The 17179-nt window shown below is 39.5% G+C and carries 17 protein-coding genes; 5 read left to right on the top strand and 12 right to left on the bottom strand.

Translation table 11 applies throughout. The annotated features are described in order from the left end of the window. Positions 1–5 precede the first annotated feature (5 nt). From ACYVJ6_RS14860 to ACYVJ6_RS14845, 4 genes are all read left to right on the top strand, one after another. The gene (locus tag ACYVJ6_RS14860; RefSeq protein WP_460694878.1) at positions 6–794 is read left to right on the top strand and encodes a hypothetical protein; all 789 of its coding nucleotides are present in this window, start codon (positions 6–8) and stop codon (positions 792–794) included. 260 nt (positions 795–1054) lie between these two features. Beyond that, positions 1055–1303 (top strand): hypothetical protein, encoded by a 249-nt coding sequence (locus ACYVJ6_RS14855; RefSeq protein ID WP_460694877.1) that lies wholly within the window; start codon positions 1055–1057, stop codon positions 1301–1303. Next, the gene (locus tag ACYVJ6_RS14850) at positions 1303–1935 is read left to right on the top strand and encodes a zeta toxin family protein (protein ID WP_460694876.1); all 633 of its coding nucleotides are present in this window, start codon (positions 1303–1305) and stop codon (positions 1933–1935) included. Before ACYVJ6_RS14855 ends, ACYVJ6_RS14850 begins: the two co-directional genes overlap by 1 nt. 219 nt (positions 1936–2154) lie before the next feature. Further along, entirely contained in the window at positions 2155–3639 is a 1485-nt protein-coding gene (locus ACYVJ6_RS14845) for a tetratricopeptide repeat protein (RefSeq protein ID WP_460694875.1), read from the top strand. Here ACYVJ6_RS14845 and ACYVJ6_RS14840 read toward each other — a convergent pair. The 12 genes from ACYVJ6_RS14840 to ACYVJ6_RS14785 all read right to left on the bottom strand — a co-directional run bounded on the left by ACYVJ6_RS14840 (position 3632) and on the right by ACYVJ6_RS14785 (position 14105). After that, a complete protein-coding gene (locus ACYVJ6_RS14840; protein WP_460694874.1) occupies positions 3632–4288 on the bottom strand; it encodes a lysophospholipid acyltransferase family protein in 657 nt (218 codons plus the stop codon). The two genes, ACYVJ6_RS14845 and ACYVJ6_RS14840, sit on opposite strands and share 8 nt — an antisense overlap. Continuing rightward, positions 4285–5103 (bottom strand): alpha/beta fold hydrolase, encoded by an 819-nt coding sequence (locus ACYVJ6_RS14835; protein ID WP_460694873.1) that lies wholly within the window; start codon positions 5101–5103, stop codon positions 4285–4287. Before ACYVJ6_RS14835 ends, ACYVJ6_RS14840 begins: the two co-directional genes overlap by 4 nt. A 3-nt stretch (positions 5104–5106) precedes the next feature. After that, complete coding sequence (locus tag ACYVJ6_RS14830) at positions 5107–5508, bottom strand: holo-ACP synthase (RefSeq protein ID WP_460694872.1); 402 nt, start codon at positions 5506–5508, stop codon at positions 5107–5109. After that, the gene (locus tag ACYVJ6_RS14825; protein ID WP_460694871.1) at positions 5498–6310 is read right to left on the bottom strand and encodes an enoyl-ACP reductase FabI; all 813 of its coding nucleotides are present in this window, start codon (positions 6308–6310) and stop codon (positions 5498–5500) included. Before ACYVJ6_RS14825 ends, ACYVJ6_RS14830 begins: the two co-directional genes overlap by 11 nt. Before the next feature lie 5 nt (positions 6311–6315). Further along, positions 6316–7662 (bottom strand): beta-ketoacyl-[acyl-carrier-protein] synthase family protein, encoded by a 1347-nt coding sequence (locus tag ACYVJ6_RS14820; RefSeq protein WP_460694870.1) that lies wholly within the window; start codon positions 7660–7662, stop codon positions 6316–6318. A gap of 3 nt (positions 7663–7665) precedes the next feature. After that, positions 7666–7926: a phosphopantetheine-binding protein gene (locus tag ACYVJ6_RS14815; RefSeq protein WP_460694869.1), complete on the bottom strand. Its 261-nt coding sequence runs from the start codon at positions 7924–7926 to the stop codon at positions 7666–7668. After that, positions 7926–8483: a hypothetical protein gene (locus ACYVJ6_RS14810; RefSeq protein ID WP_460694868.1), complete on the bottom strand. Its 558-nt coding sequence runs from the start codon at positions 8481–8483 to the stop codon at positions 7926–7928. Before ACYVJ6_RS14810 ends, ACYVJ6_RS14815 begins: the two co-directional genes overlap by 1 nt. After that, positions 8483–9205, bottom strand: a complete 723-nt coding sequence (locus ACYVJ6_RS14805) for an SDR family NAD(P)-dependent oxidoreductase (protein WP_460694867.1) — start codon at positions 9203–9205, stop codon at positions 8483–8485. The genes ACYVJ6_RS14810 and ACYVJ6_RS14805 overlap by 1 nt, the downstream gene beginning before the upstream one ends. A gap of 132 nt (positions 9206–9337) precedes the next feature. After that, entirely contained in the window at positions 9338–10063 is a 726-nt protein-coding gene (locus tag ACYVJ6_RS14800) for an FkbM family methyltransferase (RefSeq protein WP_460694866.1), read from the bottom strand. 91 nt (positions 10064–10154) lie between these two features. Continuing rightward, complete coding sequence (locus ACYVJ6_RS14795) at positions 10155–12137, bottom strand: PAS domain-containing sensor histidine kinase (protein WP_460694865.1); 1983 nt, start codon at positions 12135–12137, stop codon at positions 10155–10157. A gap of 107 nt (positions 12138–12244) precedes the next feature. Then, positions 12245–13894 (bottom strand): phosphoethanolamine transferase, encoded by a 1650-nt coding sequence (locus ACYVJ6_RS14790; protein WP_460694864.1) that lies wholly within the window; start codon positions 13892–13894, stop codon positions 12245–12247. Between the two features lie 43 nt (positions 13895–13937). Continuing rightward, the gene (locus ACYVJ6_RS14785; protein WP_460694863.1) at positions 13938–14105 is read right to left on the bottom strand and encodes a hypothetical protein; all 168 of its coding nucleotides are present in this window, start codon (positions 14103–14105) and stop codon (positions 13938–13940) included. A gap of 390 nt (positions 14106–14495) precedes the next feature. Between ACYVJ6_RS14785 and ACYVJ6_RS14780 the strand changes: the two genes are divergently transcribed. After that, positions 14496–17179, top strand: a 2684-nt coding sequence (locus ACYVJ6_RS14780; RefSeq protein ID WP_460694862.1) for a CshA/CshB family fibrillar adhesin-related protein, incomplete at its 3' end; no start/stop codon positions are given.

The following is a 17179-nucleotide window of genomic DNA, read 5'->3' as shown; positions in this document are numbered from 1 at the left end:
AAACGATGAATGCATTCACTAGGTCTTTATTACTTGCATTAACTATTCCTTTTGTGGCTTACTCACAAAAATTACCCTCAAAACAATCAGCGGGTTTACATATCCCGACTAATTTTAAGATAGACGGAAAGGCCAGCGAATGGAATAATGTATTTCAAGCCTATAATAGTAGCATAGAAGCTTTTTATACCATTGCCAATGATCGCGACAAATTGTATTTAATAGTTCAGGTTACCGATCCGTTAGTAATACGTAAATTAGTGGCAGGTGGCCTTACATTTTCTATAAACAAGTCCGATAGTCGTAAAGAAAAACCTCTTGTAGCTATTACTTATCCCATATTTGAAAAAAAGAATATACCCAATGTCAATTGGAAAAATAAACCTGTAGCAGCAACCGACCCCACCACCACATTCAAATTAGATTCATTTATGAACGTTGCGAATAAACAGGTGGTGGATAAATCTAAAGAGATCAAAATAACAGGTAAGTTATTGCAGGATAGCGTGATATCAGTGTACAATGAAGTGGGTATAAAAGCTGTTTCATCTTTTGACAATAAAATACGATATACCTATGAATTATTAATCCCTTTTGATCGTATAGGCTTGCCAGCCGGCCAAAAAAAGTTCTATTATAATATAAAGTTAAATGGGTCTGACCATGATGGAACTTCATCCATAGAATTTATTACCGGCGGCGTGCGTGTAAACGGACCGGGCAAAATGGAGGATATGAATTTTATATGGAACCCAACAGACTTGTGGGGAGAATATATTTTGCCTGAGAAGTAAAGAGAAATTCTGAATTTCCCGCGCTTTCAGCCTGTGGTCGGTGTTATCACCGCACCACCACCGTTCCTGCTTCTAGCTTATAACATTCTGCTCCTTACACTTAGAGGAGGAGGTAAGTAAAAGGACATTCAGAAGACAAGGCAGGAAGTTGTAAAAAGCACCTATAGAAAAGATAGTAAGATGACCATAAATAGAACAAAATTGGTTATATTTGAGTTAAAGAAAGAGAGTTATAATTACTATAGCAAGAAGAACACAGCATGAGTGAAATAGAAGTATTAGAAAGCATAGCTACTAAAGCGGTTCATCGTTTAAGAACGGAAACGCTTACTTCAGGACAGCCGTTCATGATAAATGTAAAAGGTCTTCCTCCAGGTCAGTGCTATCTGGAATTTCCCGATAAAAACATCCAATTAGTGGTTTTTGTGAAGGGGAAAAATGATTTTGTTCCTGTTCGTAAACTCGGGGCGAGGGATCGTGACCGTTTACGAAAACGTTTGGGTTTGTAATGCCTACTTTGTACTTGATCACCGGCTCCAACGGTGCGGGTAAATCTACAGTAGGGCCCGATTATTTGCCGCCACCTATTGTAGCTAAACATGTAGTATTTGATGGGGATAAATTATACACAGGCAAAGTATCTGAGCTTTGGCCGTATCAAATGAAATCGCTGAAGGAAGCCAAAAAAATTGCTGCTGAATTTATCGTAACCACTTTGGAAAGCTTATTGGATAATGCCCTCCAAAATAATGAGGACTTTGTTTATGAGGGTCACTTCCCAAGTTATGCGACTTGGGATTTCCCCAGGCGCTTTAAAGAAAGCGGCTATCAACTGCAAATGTTGTTTTTAGGGTTGATGGATGCCGACCTGTCGGAAATGCGGGTGGGACTAAGGGCAAAAAAGGGGGGACATAATGTACCCCGATACGATATAGAAAATAATTTTTACGGTAATCTGGCAATGCTGAATGAGCATTACCATTTGTTAGATCACCTTCAAATTGTAGATACATCGGTTTTTTTGCCTAAGCCGTTAGCAGCGTTCAGAGGCACAGAACTCATTTCGAGTGTACAAAAAAAGGAATTGCCGGAATGGTTTATCCAACATTTGCCGTTGCTTGCCGAAAAAATAACGAAGTAAGCTGTTATGAAAAAGGGCTTTAATACATTGGCTATTATTTAGCATTATCCAACACCCCAAACCTCACCATTAAATTACCCCCTTATTACCCACCAGGTAATACATGATTACCCAGTGACCGGTTAATGGCACCCTAAAACAAATCAGTACACCCAACGTTTTATCCCTTTTACCCAACTTTGTTTTCATACAAAGTACAAAACCCTACCTTTGAAAAACATGAGGTTAAAGTATTTTTTGTTGCTAATTATTTGTTTGGGCTTGTGGCTGCCTGTAAAAGCCAACTTTGTTATGGATGCCAATGCCATAGCGGCTTACCAGGCTATTTTTGATCTGCGTTTCCCGGAAGCTAAAAGATTGATACAGGCCGAAAAGGCCAAAAACCCCAATAATGGCATTACCATCCTTTTAGAGAACTATTTAGATTACCTGTACCTGCTTACATCTGACAATAAAAGCGATTACGAAAAATTTAAGGACCGCAAAGGCGACCGCATTGATGCCATAGGGGATAATGACAAAAACTCGCCCTATTACCTATTTGCCCAGGCCGAAATTTATATACAGTGGGGTATGCTGAAAGCCAAATTTGGCGATTACACCACTTCAGTTATCGATTTAAAAAAGGGTAAAAATTTACTGATAGAAAACAGCGAAAAGTTTAAAGATTTTTTGCCCAACCAAAAAAGTTTGGGCTGGGTTGACCTTACATTTGGCGCCATCCCGGCTAACTTAAAGGGTATAGTAGGCATTTTTGGCATCAAAGGTGATATGCAATCGGGTGTTAGGCAATTGGAGCGGTTTAAAAGCCAGATAGCCGGCACCAAATACAGCTACTATAATGATGAGGCCGTGATGATCATCAGCCTGGCGGATATTGACGTTTTGCGCAACAAAAACAATTATAACAAGCTGATAGCATACATTAATGACATGAGCGACAAAAGTTTGCTGAAGAAATATTTGCAGGGCTATGTGGCTTATAAAACCGGGCATAATGACGAGGCCATTGGCTATTTTATGGCTGCGCCGCATGGTAACGATTATTTGGCTTTCCCGGGTATTAACTACTGGCTGGGCACCGCCAAACTATGCCGTATGGATACTGATGCCAACCGCTATTTATTAAATTATATAAACCAAACCCGGGGCGAAATTTATATCAAAGATGCTTACCAAAAACTGGCCTACCACTCGTTGCTAACCAATAATATGGCCGCTTATAATACTTACATCAAGCTGGTAAAAACAAAAGGCACAACAGCCGACGAAAAGGATAAGCAGGCGCTAAAAGAAGCCAACGATGCCAAACCGGATATTGACCTGCTAAAGGCCCGCTTATATTTTGACGGGGGTTATTATACCAATGCGCTGGCGGCACTTAAGACAAAAGATGTTAATGATTTAAAAATTGCCCGTGATAAAATAGAACTGTACTACCGCCTGGGCAGGATCTATGACCAAATGGGCAGGGATACGGATGCCCTGGCAAACTACCAAAAGGCCATTAACATAGGCAGTGGGGCTACGTATTATTTCGCGGCTAATTCGGCCATGTTATCCGGGATGGTATATGAGCAAAAAAGGGACTATAAAAAAGCAGCCGACTACTACAATTTGACGCTGAAAATGAAGAACCACGAGTATCAAAACAGTATTGATAACCAGGCCAAGGATGGGTTAAAACGTATTAAGGCTAACTGATAGGCTTTTGCGTAAACCGCACGTATTTATTAAGCGTGTTTAAATGAAAGGTGTTCACCTGCGATTTTAAAGCATCAAAATCAAAATTTTCATTAGTGCCGCAATCCAGCAGATTATAATGTACGGTTGGTTTAAGGCTTTCAAAATACTCCAAAATAGTACTGCACCAAATTAACTGGCAGGGCCCTTTGATTAGCGGCACAATCTCTTTTAATCCTTCTTCAAAATGAATATGGGTAATGTGCTGGCTCTCTAAGTTTCCCTGTGGAAAAAACAACAAGAGGTTACCGGGTGTTGATAAAACTTCGGCCGCGTAATTAAAACTTTCCTGTATAGAGCGTCTTCCCGGCTCAATAGAAAAACTACCCACATATTGCAGCCATTTGTTTTTTTGCAATTGCTTTTTAAGCGACATGATGTACAAGCGCTGCATTTTTTCTTTGCCCCAAAATGCTTTGTTGCATAGGTAATAAGCCAAAAAGCCATCAGCAAAGCTAAAATGGTTGCACATTAAAATGTAGGAGTGGCCGGGCTTAATATTGATGTTATTTACTACCGTTTTATTGACGTATAATTTAAGTGCCGGGCTTAATATGCCAGCCAACAATTTAAAAACAAAAGGCTTTAACGGTTTGGCTTTAATGATCATGATAACATCCTGGTTAAAGTTGACACAAACTCGGGTTTGATCATTTCGTGATCAGCATCTAATATAACTTTTTCAGCTCGGGGAAATTTTTTAAAAAATGCATCGCCAATTTTGGGCAGGTACATTTTATCGCGCTTACCAAATATAAATATAGTACGGATATGGTATTTTTCAACCACCTCAATAAAACGCTGTTCGTCGGTTCCTAAAAACCGCAGATAGGTAAAGCAGGCATAAAATGCTAAACGCAGTTGTGGTGTGCCTATTTCCTGGTTTAAAATATCACGGCCGGTATCGTCAATAAATTTTAGGCGCCTGCTTATCCTGATCATGTTTAGCATGGCCTTTTGGCTTAGCATCAATTTTTCTAATAGCCGGTTTCCTATGCGCCCTGTTCCAAGTCTGACAAGGGTGCCCGGCTCAATTGATGATGGCGCGGCAACAATGTATTCGTCTACCATCTCGGGCATGCCCTCAACTATAGTTGTGGCGTAATGCGACCCCATAGAATAACCGATAACCGAAAAACGCTCAATACCCAATTCATTACAAAAAGCTTTGATCAAGTTAACTAATTGTGCTTTTGGCAAACCGGCTTTTATAGTTGCAAGGCTTTCGTCTTTTAATACGGTGCCTTTATGAAAAAAAAGATCGAACCCCCAAAAGGTATATTTTTGGCCCAAATCTTTTTCTAAGGATGTAAACTGTTTTCCATGCATCCCATATCCGTGAAAACAAAGCATGTGTTTTGGCCCCGAGCCAAATTTATAATAATGCAGCTTTACAAAATCGTTTTCAAAGTAATGATCGGTCATGTACTATAGCATTTCAATTATAACCATGGCCCAGGCGTAGTCGCCATCATGTGTTATAGTTAGACTGATATTAGAAGGTTTAAATCCCGCTTGATGAACAGTTACAGTAGGCTTACCTGCAATTTTATCGTGTAATATTTCTATTTTTTTCCAGCTTAGCGGCACGCTATCCAACTGCTTAATGGCTTTGTAAACAGCCTCTTTAGCAGCCCAGGTTGAGGCATACCTTAGCAAACTATCGTCAAACAGGTTGCAATAGGCAATTTCTGCTTCAGTGTAAACTTTGTTTTTAAATAGGTCTGTAAGTGAATGTTTAAAGTCGGGGATAAATACCAGGTCATTACCTATGGCATAGTTGCCCAATGTAGTTAATGCATCTATGCTATTTAATACCTTAGTCTTCATCAACCGCTACTCCCATAATATTAAAGCCGCCATCCACAAAATGGATATTGCCGGTTACTTTTTTTGAAAGATCAGAAAAATAATATAACGCGGCATCACCTACATCGCCTGCGGTAATATTACCCAACGGGGCAACTTTTTTACCAATTTTGCGGATCTTACGTACACCATTTATACCGCCGGATGAAGTAGTCATAACCAAACCTGCCGATATAGCATTAACCCGTATTTGTTTAGCCCTAAAATAATCTGCCAGGTAAAGCACTATGTTTTCTAAGGCTGCCTTGTTAATTGACATCCCCGCATATCCCGGCACTACTCTTTGTGAAGCATTATAAGTTAAGGTGACCAACGAGGCCCCATGGTTCATAAAAGGCTCGGCAACACGGGCTATTCTTAATAACGAGTAGGCGCTGATATTGAATGAATCCATCAAATCCTCAAACGGAATATTGATGTATGCTGGGGGTGGAGCGTCACTGCCCGGTAAACTATAACATAATACATTTTGGTTACCAAAGGCAACGCCATGTAAAATATAATCTATAGGGCCTAATTGGGTATATGCCGATTGTAAAAAAGCTTTTATCTGGTCTTCATTACGCACATCTACCTGCATGGATTGTTGTTGCGGTATACCTAATTGATCCATCAGGTAAAGCACATCATCTTTAGTGTCTTCCACATAACTTAGGGCCAGCTTACAGCCCGAGTTATGCAGCTTTACAGCAATATCGTAAGCTATGGAGCTATCGTTACGTACACCAAAAATAACCGCTACTTTGCCTTTATTATCAATCATAGTACTTAATTTTCACGCGAAATGGACATAGCACTATTGGTGCCGCCAAAACCGTAATTTAAACAAACTATGCTATTAATTTCCTTGCTAACTACATCCGGCGATATCAGGTGGCGGTATGCAGATACCGGTTTTTGCGGGCCATCCCACTCGGGTGCTTGCTGAAAATTCTCTAATTCGGTATTTAAGTTAACTGAATTTAAACAAGGCAACACTTTTTGCTCTTGCAGCATCATAACGGCTGTAATTAATTCAATTGCCCCGGCAGCGCCAAGGGTATGCCCGAATTGAGATTTTGGCGCGGAGATATGATAACCCTCGTCGCCCATAACATCTACCACGCTAAATAGTTCAATAGTATCGCCAACGGGGGTTGATGTGCCGTGAACCTTTACTACATCGGCTTTGGGTTGTTTGCCCGCAAATAGGCCTTTCCATAAACGTTTTTGCCCGTCAAAGGATGGGAAAAACATATTGCCATCACCGTCGGAGTTGTTAAAGTAATTATCAATAACAGCAAGGATGTCCGCACCACGTGCCTTAGCACTTTCATATTCTTCTAAAGCTACTATTCCACACCCAAATGAACATACAAAGCCGTTACGTGCGGTATCAAACGGGCGCGAGCTTTCGCCGGGCGCAAAGCCTTTGCTTAATACCTGCATGGCGTCAAAACCTATAAAGCTTTCCAGCGAAGTAGGTTCAACACCGCCTGCCACAATTCTATCCTGTATACCAAATTTTATTAGGCGATAAGCATAACCAATATTACCCAAACCGGTTGCACATGCCGAGCCAATAGCCTCGCATACGCCTTTATTTTTGATGAAGCAGGCCACATTAGCCGCCTCGCGGTATACCATTGTCCTGTCAACCGTGTGTGATCCGGCAAGGCGGGTTTTTTGTTTTAATTCAAAAAAATTATGCCAGGCGTTCCTGAGTATACTGTGCCCGGCACTGCCCGACCCCATTACTACACCGGTTTGTTCTGATTGGGTTTCCTCTGTGCTCCACCCGGCCATTTTAATGGCTTCCTGTGTACCTAGCATTGCCCAAATACTTCCAACATCTGCTGTAGAAAGATTGGCATCGGGTATACGGTTTAAATGATCGATATAGGTTTCGGGATAATTTGGGGCAAGTGAATAAATGGCCTCAATATTCATCTCGGCCTCGGTAATAAAACCGGCTACCTGCGACCGTATATTTTTACCCCAGGCTTCGGCTTCGTTCCAACTGCGGATAAGAGTTTCGCCAGCAAATAATTTTTGCCTAAACTGGTCCAGGTAATTACCGCCCGGAAAAGCACCACCCATGCCAACAATGGCTACACGCCGTTCGCCTATACTCATTTATTATGCGTTTTCTTTTGTTTTTATGATCAGGTCTACAATATCCCTGATCTTTGATCCCAGATCATCAATATCATCATCGTCAAACTCAACATCAAACTTTTGCTCGGCCTTGGCTGCAATATTGATCATCTCGGTTGATGGGGTTTTCAGATCGGCAATAAAATCGGTATCCTCAGTTATGTTTTCCAGCTTTGCAGGATCTATAGTTCTAACCGTTTTTAGTATGTCTACCAAGCCGTTTATTATTTCTTGTCTTTCCATTAAATTGTATGCTTTTCTTTTTTTATTGCTTTGCCTGTTATCTCAAATAGTTCGGCTACTAATTCAAAACCTTCGCTAAGCTCGTAACTCAACAGCTTTTCGTCGGTATAGTTTTTAAAATATTCGTCAAGATCAAGCCCCTTCGGCACCTTATATATCCTGCCTTCACACACCATCTGCCTATATTTATAGAACTTGATGTGCCCCATACAAATAAAGGTTTCACCTTCCAGCAAATAACCTCTAAAATGTACCTGCCCTATGCTTATAAACAAAGGGGTAAGGGTTTTTTTTAAGTGGTCAAAAGTACAATTTTGTTTAATAGTTTCTATATATGCACTGCATGAACCGTTTGTAGCCTGGCCAAAAGCCTCTATTTGGTCAACCCCCCTAAATACACCATAATGGTCCTCTACGTCAATGGCTCGTGGGGTAAAGCTGGCCACAATACCAACCTCTGGTGAGTGCCAGTGGTACTTATCTACATACCTTTTTTTGGGGCCATGTACCATCACAATATGTGGTTCGGTGCCCACCAGGCTGGGTTTATGTTCCATTATAACATCCCCCCGTTTATATGAATATTGGTGCCGTTAATATATGATGCTTTGTCTGACAACAAGAAGCTAATGGCTTCGGCGATATCTTCTGCCTTGCCAAACCTCTTGGATGGTATCATACTAAAGTATTTATCCTTATGTTCCTGTGATAAATTATTGGTCATATCTGTCTCAATAAAACCCGGCGATAGGCTTAATACTCTGATGTTATGTTCCTGGTTCAAGGCTGCAACTTCTTGCGCCAATGATTTTGAAAGAGCCACTAAACCCGCTTTAGTGGCTGCGTAAACTGCCTGGAAAGCGTTGCCTGTTTCGCCAACTACCGAGCTGATGTTAATAATAACCCCGGTATTTGATGCGCTAAATATCTTCATAGCGGTTTTGCATATCATAATTGGGGCCTTCAAATTTACGTTCAGCATCATATCAATGTGCTTTTCAGATTGGTATATCAGCGAATTATCAAACGTAAGCCCGGCATTATTAATAACGCCATAAAGGCAGTCGGCATGGTCTTTTTTTAACCGCTTGCAAAAGCTGGTTAGTTGTTCCGGATCAGAAAGATCGGCACATAAAAGCTCGCTATTAGGAATAACTTCCTTAAAACTATCCGGGCTGGATGCATGAAGAATTAGCTGATAATCCGCAGCCAGTACTTTTGAAATGGCTAAACCCAATCCCCTGCTCGCACCGGTTATTAATATCTTTTTGTTTTTCAAACGTGATGGTTTTGTTAAAAAAGCTCCAAACGGAGGCTGCTTATTATAGCTAAATATAAATAAATGTTCTTTTTTTTACAGGGGTTGAAGTTAACATTTAAAAAATAAAGGTAAAGGCAAACCTGTATCCAATTACTGCCACCTGGTTGATGCCCTTAAAAGGGATGTTTCTTTAATAAATAAAAAGTCTGACTGGTAAAGCGCCTTATCATACGGTCTTTTAATTAATGAGCATATATCATACAGCACAAACCCTTGCGCTTTCATAAATAGAATAACATCATGCACCAGGGGGCAATTGTTATATATATTAAGTAATGATACTTCCAGTAAAACCACTTCGGCATATTTAAGCGTATTTAAGCCCCCTTTTAATATTTCCAACTCATATCCCTGGGTGTCTATCTTAATAAAGTCGGGGCGTTCAAATGGCGTATCCTTTACTAAATTATCTAAAAGTTCCAGGGTTCGTTTTTCTATCGTGGCGTTTGTTTCGTTATCTTCAGTTAAAATAGAACTGGCGGTTTCATAAATATTAAATTCAATTTCCTTTTCTTGGCTTCCCAGCAGTGCAATTTTATAGGTAGTATTGGTAATTGAGTTTGAGATTTCTTTTAATTGAGCATTTTTATTTTGCTGCCCCTCTATCATCAAAATGGCAGCATCCGGAAATAATACTTTAAATTCTTTTGACCAAAACCCTTCATATGCACCAATATCCAAAACAATTTTTGGGATATAACCTAATGCTTTTAAGTTGTTAAAGCTTTTATGCTGACTGGGAACACCTAATTTATCTCTAAGCGTATTTACTAATTTATCCGGAATTATTCCCTTTATAATAGAGCCTAAAGACATATTATTAATAGTTAAGTGATTAAGTTAATGCTTGATGCAATATACGGTAATTTAAAATATCCTACCGGGGAGAGAATTAGTCGATATTAACTTATAATGGAAGAGAGAGCCAAAATGTACTGCCTTTGCCCAAATCACTTTCTACCCAAAGTTTTCCTTTATGACGACTTACGATTTCGTGCGATAAATATAGCCCTATACCCAATCCGGAAATATTAGGGTTGGCGCCTTCTACTCTATAAAACCTGGAGAATATTTGTTTAAGGTTATCAGTAGCAATGCCAACTCCATAATCTTTTACGCCAATCAATACCTTATTTCCTTTGGTGTTCAAAAACACTTCCACATTATCCTTACCGGGGGAATATTTGATGGCGTTGGTTAGTAAATTGATCAGCACTTGTTCAATACGATGAGGGTCGCCGCTGATTGTCAGGCTATCAATTGAAGTTTGAAGTGATATATTATAATTATTATTGGAGAGCCTTATTAATTCAATGGCACCCTCAACAACAGGCTTTATGTCAAATTGTTCAATGCCCAACTGTAGTTTGCCTGCTTCAATTTTTGATACATCCAATAAATCAGATACCAGGGAATTGAGTTTTTTTACCTGGTGAATGGTTTTATCAATAAATTTCTGGCTCTCATCATCTGATTTTAAACGGCTAATAATTTGCAGATAACCACTTATGCTTGTTAAAGGTGTTTTTAACTCATGGCTTGCCAGGCCAATAAATTCGTCTTTTTTATCATTCAAGGCTTTTACTTCTTCGTATAACTTGGCATTATCTATACCGATGGCTGCCTGGGCCGCAATAGATACTACAATGTTTTCATGCTCTTTAGTGAATTTGCCCGGCTCGGGATGGCCAAAAAACAATCCACCCAGCACATCGCCCGATCTTGAAAATACCGGAACGGCCAGGTAGCTTACTACCGGTAAATGCCCAGCAGGCATTCCAAAATGCGGGTCATTTTTTCCATAACGCTCATCTTTGGTTATATCATCAACCCTTACCACGCCCTGGCCCGAAAATGTAGGATGAAATACAGCTGTATTGCGCGGCATGCCAAATTTTTCAAAAGAAGATCTTTCTGCACCCGATAGGGTAAAGAGCATATATGATTCGCCGTTCTCATCAGTTTTATTATAAAAGAAAGCGCCAAATTTGGCACCTGTAAGTTGTGTTGTTGAGTCGGTTACTTTTTGTAATATTTTATTCAAGTCCAGCTCTTCGGATACGCTTTCAACCATTAGGTTAATAACCTCCAGGCGCTCAGTATAGCGTTGGGTAGCCTCATAAGCGGCTTTTTGTTCAGAAATATCGCGGGCTATTTTTGAGGCACCTATAACTTTACCATCAATGTCCTTGATTGGCGATACAGATAACGAGATCGGGATCAACCGGCCATCTTTTGCTCTGCGAAGGGTTTGAAAATGGTCAACCACATTGCCTTTACTTATTTCGCTGATGATGTGTTCTTCTTCCTTAAGCCTGTCTGCAGGTATTATTAATGAAATATGTTTGCCTATTGCTTCACTTTCAGTATAACCAAACATTTTTTCGGCAGATTTATTCCAGCTGGTGATAATGCCTTGTAGGGTTTTACTTAAAATTGTATCGTCAGATGTATCAACAATAGCGGCAAGGCGGGCTTGTTTTATTTGCTCATCATTAACCTGGTTAATATCAATAAGTGTATTTACAGCACCGGTTAACTTACCGTCATTATCAAAAACAGGAACAGGGTATGATTTTACTTTAATTTTGGTATTGTCTGGCCTTTCAACCAGGATCTCTTCGCTTTCAATAGCAACTCCTTCTTTTAAGGTTCGTGCCATCGGGCATTTATCCAATGGCATTGGGCTGCCATCCGGATAATAAATTTTCCACGAACCGCACCAAAGGTCTTTGCCAATTTCGGGTTTTCGACCCCATAAAATTTCAGCAGCATTATTGTACGAAGTAATGCTGCCAAGGCTATTGCAAGTATAAACCGCAACCGGTAAGGCATTAAATATGGCGTTCTGTAAAGGGTTTGAGCCCTGCTGAGCCTCAGGTAATTGCATAGTTGGCTTTGGTATATATAATTATGACTAACAACCTGCATAAGTAATTGTTGTATAAAAATATATTTTATTTGCAATGATACATGATGTCTCCAATAAAAGCTCAATTATTCACATATAGCATAGGGGTAAAGGGTTTGTGCTTCTCCCAAAAGCATTTGAGGATTATTCTTAAAACCGGGCGATGTTAAATTCATTTCCGGAAATTGTTTAGGGTAGCTGATACCTGCAAGGCTGGTAAGCGTATAAATAACATTTTGCGATGAGGTGGCTGCATCCTTGTGTAATTTTAAATTAACTATTTTTTCGGGGTATTTTTTCTCTACCTGTGGCGAGTACCAAATAAACAGGGGAATATGTGTAATATACTTTGACGGTGGTAGTGCTGCAATATGATAAGTAAGATTTCTTTTATCGTCCAACAAGTCCTCGCCATGGTCTGATATATAAAGTACCGATGCAAAGTTGTTTTGGCTTTTTGCCATGCTAATAATGGTATCTAACACGGCATCGCTGTAACGTATGCTATTGTCGTAACTATTTATCAGCACATGTTTCATTTTAACATCATGTACTTTGGTGCGTATAGTTTTATTGCTGGGCTTAAAAAAGTCATAACTATCCGGATACCTGTCGCTATAATCAAAATGACTGCCCATGGTGTGTAAAACAATAAATTTCCTGTCGCCCGGCATAGCCATTACTTTTTTAAAGTTTTCAACCATATCCATGTCCTTGTCTCTGGTTTTATCGCTCATAAAGTTATACAGGTGCTCGGCTTCAATAGCATGTACTTTAATGTTGCCTTTGTCTCCGGGTTGGTTGGATAGCCAATAAGTATCAAACCCGGCCTCTTTAAAAGCACCTATAATTCCCTGTTTTTTATAGTGCGATTCAAAATTAGGAGCGCCAACTCCTGTTAATATCAGGGGTACCGCGTTTTCTGTAACGTATGCACCGGTAACAGTATTTGAAAATGATATCAGGTTCTCTCGTTTAGATAATTTAGGTGATGTATTGCGTTTATATCCGTTAATGCCCCAGCTGCTATACCTGCTGCTTTCGCCAACAACTAATATAATTACTTGTTTATCTGTAATGCTTGAATCTGTTTTGGTTTGAAATTTAAAATTGTCCCTTATTTGTTGCGTGCTGGCGATTACTCGCTTTACCTCAAGATGCCTTTGAAAGCCTTTAACCATACTGGTTGGATATACGTTAGAGAAATTGGTGCGCGCCGTATCATAATAGTTCATCTCTTCAATAAACTTAACGTCTAAAACAGGGCATAATAAAAACAATGCTAAAGACACGCCCGAAACAGACAAGACTGTTTTTGCCGGTAATTTAGACGGAATGTTGCGGTATAGCAGGTACAATACTACACCATAAACTATATATAGCGGTATTAAAACAAGGGAATACTGATTAGCCAGTTCGCTTATTTCCTGAGAGTTGGTGTTTAAGAATAACAACATCAAGTCCATCGAAACATTATTGGCAAAAGACAGGATGTAGATAATGTTTAAGGGGATAGTTAAAAATATAGGTATCAATAACAGCAGGTATATCCTAATGTGATTTTTAAATATATATATGGGTAATAAAAAGCCGGTTGTTATCCAGGTTATAATAATTATAGCCTGGTAAACATCGGGTCGGGTTAATTGGTAAATAAATTCTGATAAGCCAATAAACGAAATAAGGATAACTAAAGGAAGCCAGGATAAGCGGGAGTTTTTAAAGAAATTTAACATTTAGCAACAATTGGTTAAGGTATAGTAAAATTACAATATTAGTTTAATCACCAGCGCATAGCGGTTTTTTTAAAATTTCAAAAATAAAGCTAAATAAGCCAATACTAATATCAAGCCAATTATTTAAAACTAAACGGTTGTAAAATTTTGCTGTTAAGATACATTCATATGGTTTTTGCCTTTTATTATAAAGCCGGCTTGTGTCATCCATTTTAGTATAGCAAAAGCATTTTTAACGAAGGTTTTCTTATTAACGAATAATTGAATTGCTGTTAAGGGGTTAATGAATAATTAAAGTTTTGTTGTATAATGGGGCAATTCATCACTATTGCGTTGTGTATTTAATTCCCCAAATTCCCCGATTAAATTCAGTAGAGCTTAGTGTTTTTGCCATATTCAAGGCATTTTAGGCAAATTTTAACTTAGGTGTGATGTTTGCTTTATTCCACCTGCAATTTATCTATGCTAATGTTGGCTCCTGTCTGTAGGGGCGGCGTTAATTCCAAAGTAAATGTGGATAAGCATAAAATTTTATAACACATTCCGCAAGGGAGTATTTGAATTGCCAAAGCTATTGATGTTTCGATAATTACAAGATATTATGAATAAAAGGTTACTATTAAAAGTTTTTTTACTGTTTGCGTTGTTTTTCCAGTTGGTTAATAAGGCAAGTGCGCAGTATGCGGTTACAGGTACAGCATCAACCAACCTTCAAAAGTCAATTTACTGGCTTACATGGAAACCAGGCTCATTTGGTATGAGCACTACACTCTCCTCCTCTGGAGCAACGGAAGCCAATATTAAAGCGGGTACTTATGAATGGCAATACTCGCCGACGGTAAAGATCACAGCTACTATAAGTAATTTATCTTTCCCCGGTGCTGGCTCTCAAATGCCGGCATATACACCTGGCTCATTTTTTGGTGACGGGCTTGATGTGTTGTATAATGGTAATGGGATAAATGGTAAGGCTTTAAACGATAATGCAAACACCAACGATCCTGTTAATACTTATTCAAGAGGTATACCTTTTTCAGGTATAGGAACTCAAAATGGTCAAGCCAGCCACCCAAGCGTAAAATTTGATATTGCGATTTCGGTTCAAATATTAATAAATGGGGTTTATCAATCCGTGAATTACCCCGGTATGGTAATTGCCGATGCCGAATCTATCGGCTGGATTACTACGCCGACCTCTGAATCTGAATATTTTTCCGGTACAACCAACGGAAATACTGCTTGGCAGCTGTTAAATTTAAGACTTGACGGCACTGCTAAAAACGATGGTTATCTACTGGATTTGGCTAACAATGGTAAGGATTTCAAAATATACATAAGTGGAAGCACTAAAAGTGACCCGGGTGCCCAGGCTGTAATGTACGCCCATGGTGCCACCAGCTTAACAAATGTAACCATGAAGGGCAATGGCCGTACGGCGGCAGCCATTGGTTTTATATTGCCATTTGACCTGGGTGATGCGCCTAACCCATTAACTGGCAATAGCTATGGAAGGCCAGAAAGTTACATTAATGATTTTACGTTTACATCGAAACCTATTAATAACGGTAATGACGGTACGGGAATAGTACTAAAAGATGTTGCTAATCCAGGAGGTGTCTTGGGTGCGGGCTTATCTGGTATTGTACCCAAGGCTAAAGCATACATGGGTGCAAATTTAGGTGCAAATAATGTTGATGCCGATGGTTTACCTACCGGTTCTGTGTTTACTGCCGGAGCAACTGCAGATGATGCCAACCAAGTTGATGAGGACGCAATATCCCCAGCAGCTATAGCCAACTTAAATATCAAGGTTAACAGGGCTAATGATGTAACAGTAACGGTTCCTTCTATTACCAACACTGAAGCAGTTGCTGTTAATTTAGATGGCTGGATAGATTTTAATAATGACGGTAAATTTGACGCTGCTGAAAGAGCGAATACAGTAAGCATTGCTGCAAATTCAACGGCAAATAATACAAATCTGGTCTTTCCTAAAAGCAAGTTTGGTGCTACCGCCAGTACTATACAATTTGGTTCCACCACATATATGCGCCTGCGATTAAGCAAAGATGCTTTAACAGATTATAATTTAGGTACTGCCTATGATGACGCCTCGATATCATCAGCTGCAGATGGGGAAATAGAAGATTACCAGTTAAACAACTTAACAGGTGTTATTATTTCGGGTAATGTTTTAAATGATAATAATGGGGCTGCGGATAATGTAATTTCTGGTACTGCACATACAACCATACCTCTTTTTGCTTACCTGGCTGATAACACGGGGGCCATACTACAAAAGGTAAATGTAACCGGAGGCGCTTATACATTTTCCCAGGTAAATAACGGAACGTACAAAGTTGCTATATCTACCGTTAATGCAACATTACCCGCTAATATTAGTACTACACCAGCAAATTTACCAATAGGTTGGGCACCCTCAGCAGATGGTTACGGGACCTTTAATTCAGCCAATCCAACTCCATTGGGTAATGGCATTGAGAGTGGCACACCTGATTTTCAAATTATAGTAACACCGGAAATAAGCGGTAACGGTAATAATGTTGCAAATGTTAATTTTGGAATTAATGCCACACCTGTTGCTAATAATGACTTGGGCACCCCGGCAAATACTAATACAGCAACTACTAAAAATTTAACCACTAATGATACAGATACTGATGGTACAATAGACGTTACATCTGTAGTAATTGAAAATCCTGCTACTCCGGGAACTTATGCCACTACAGGCTTTACCGTAGCAAATGAGGGAACCTACACTTTAAACGCGGCAACAGGGGTAGTAACATTTACGTCATTGGGTGAATTTGTGGGAACAACAACCCCTATAAACTATAAAGTGAAGGATAATTTTGGCTCATTTAGCAATATAGGTATTTTTTCTTTTACAGTTAAAATAGGTGGTGTTACGGATCCTATTGAAACGGCCATGAATACCCCCATTTCTTATAATGTAAAAGCAAATGATGGTACAGCCGCAAACACTGGTACTGTGACAGTAACACCACAGTCAGGGGCTACGGCAAATGGTGGCAGCGTTGTAACAGATCCACAGGATGCAACTAAACTAAAATATACACCGGCCAACAATTTTATTGGCATTGATACTTACACTTATACTTTAACAAAAAATAGTGTAACATCAAGCGATATCACGGTAACGGTAACTGTAAAACCAAAAGGCAGTGATGATTCAGATGAGACCACGCAGGGCGTAGCCAAGGAGACGGATGTATTGTTTAATGACCTGACCAATACGGGTGT

This window comes from Mucilaginibacter puniceus (assembly GCF_054783175.1).
The sequence above is the reverse complement of the archived record's forward strand: the minus strand, read 5'-3'. Positions and strand labels throughout refer to the sequence as shown.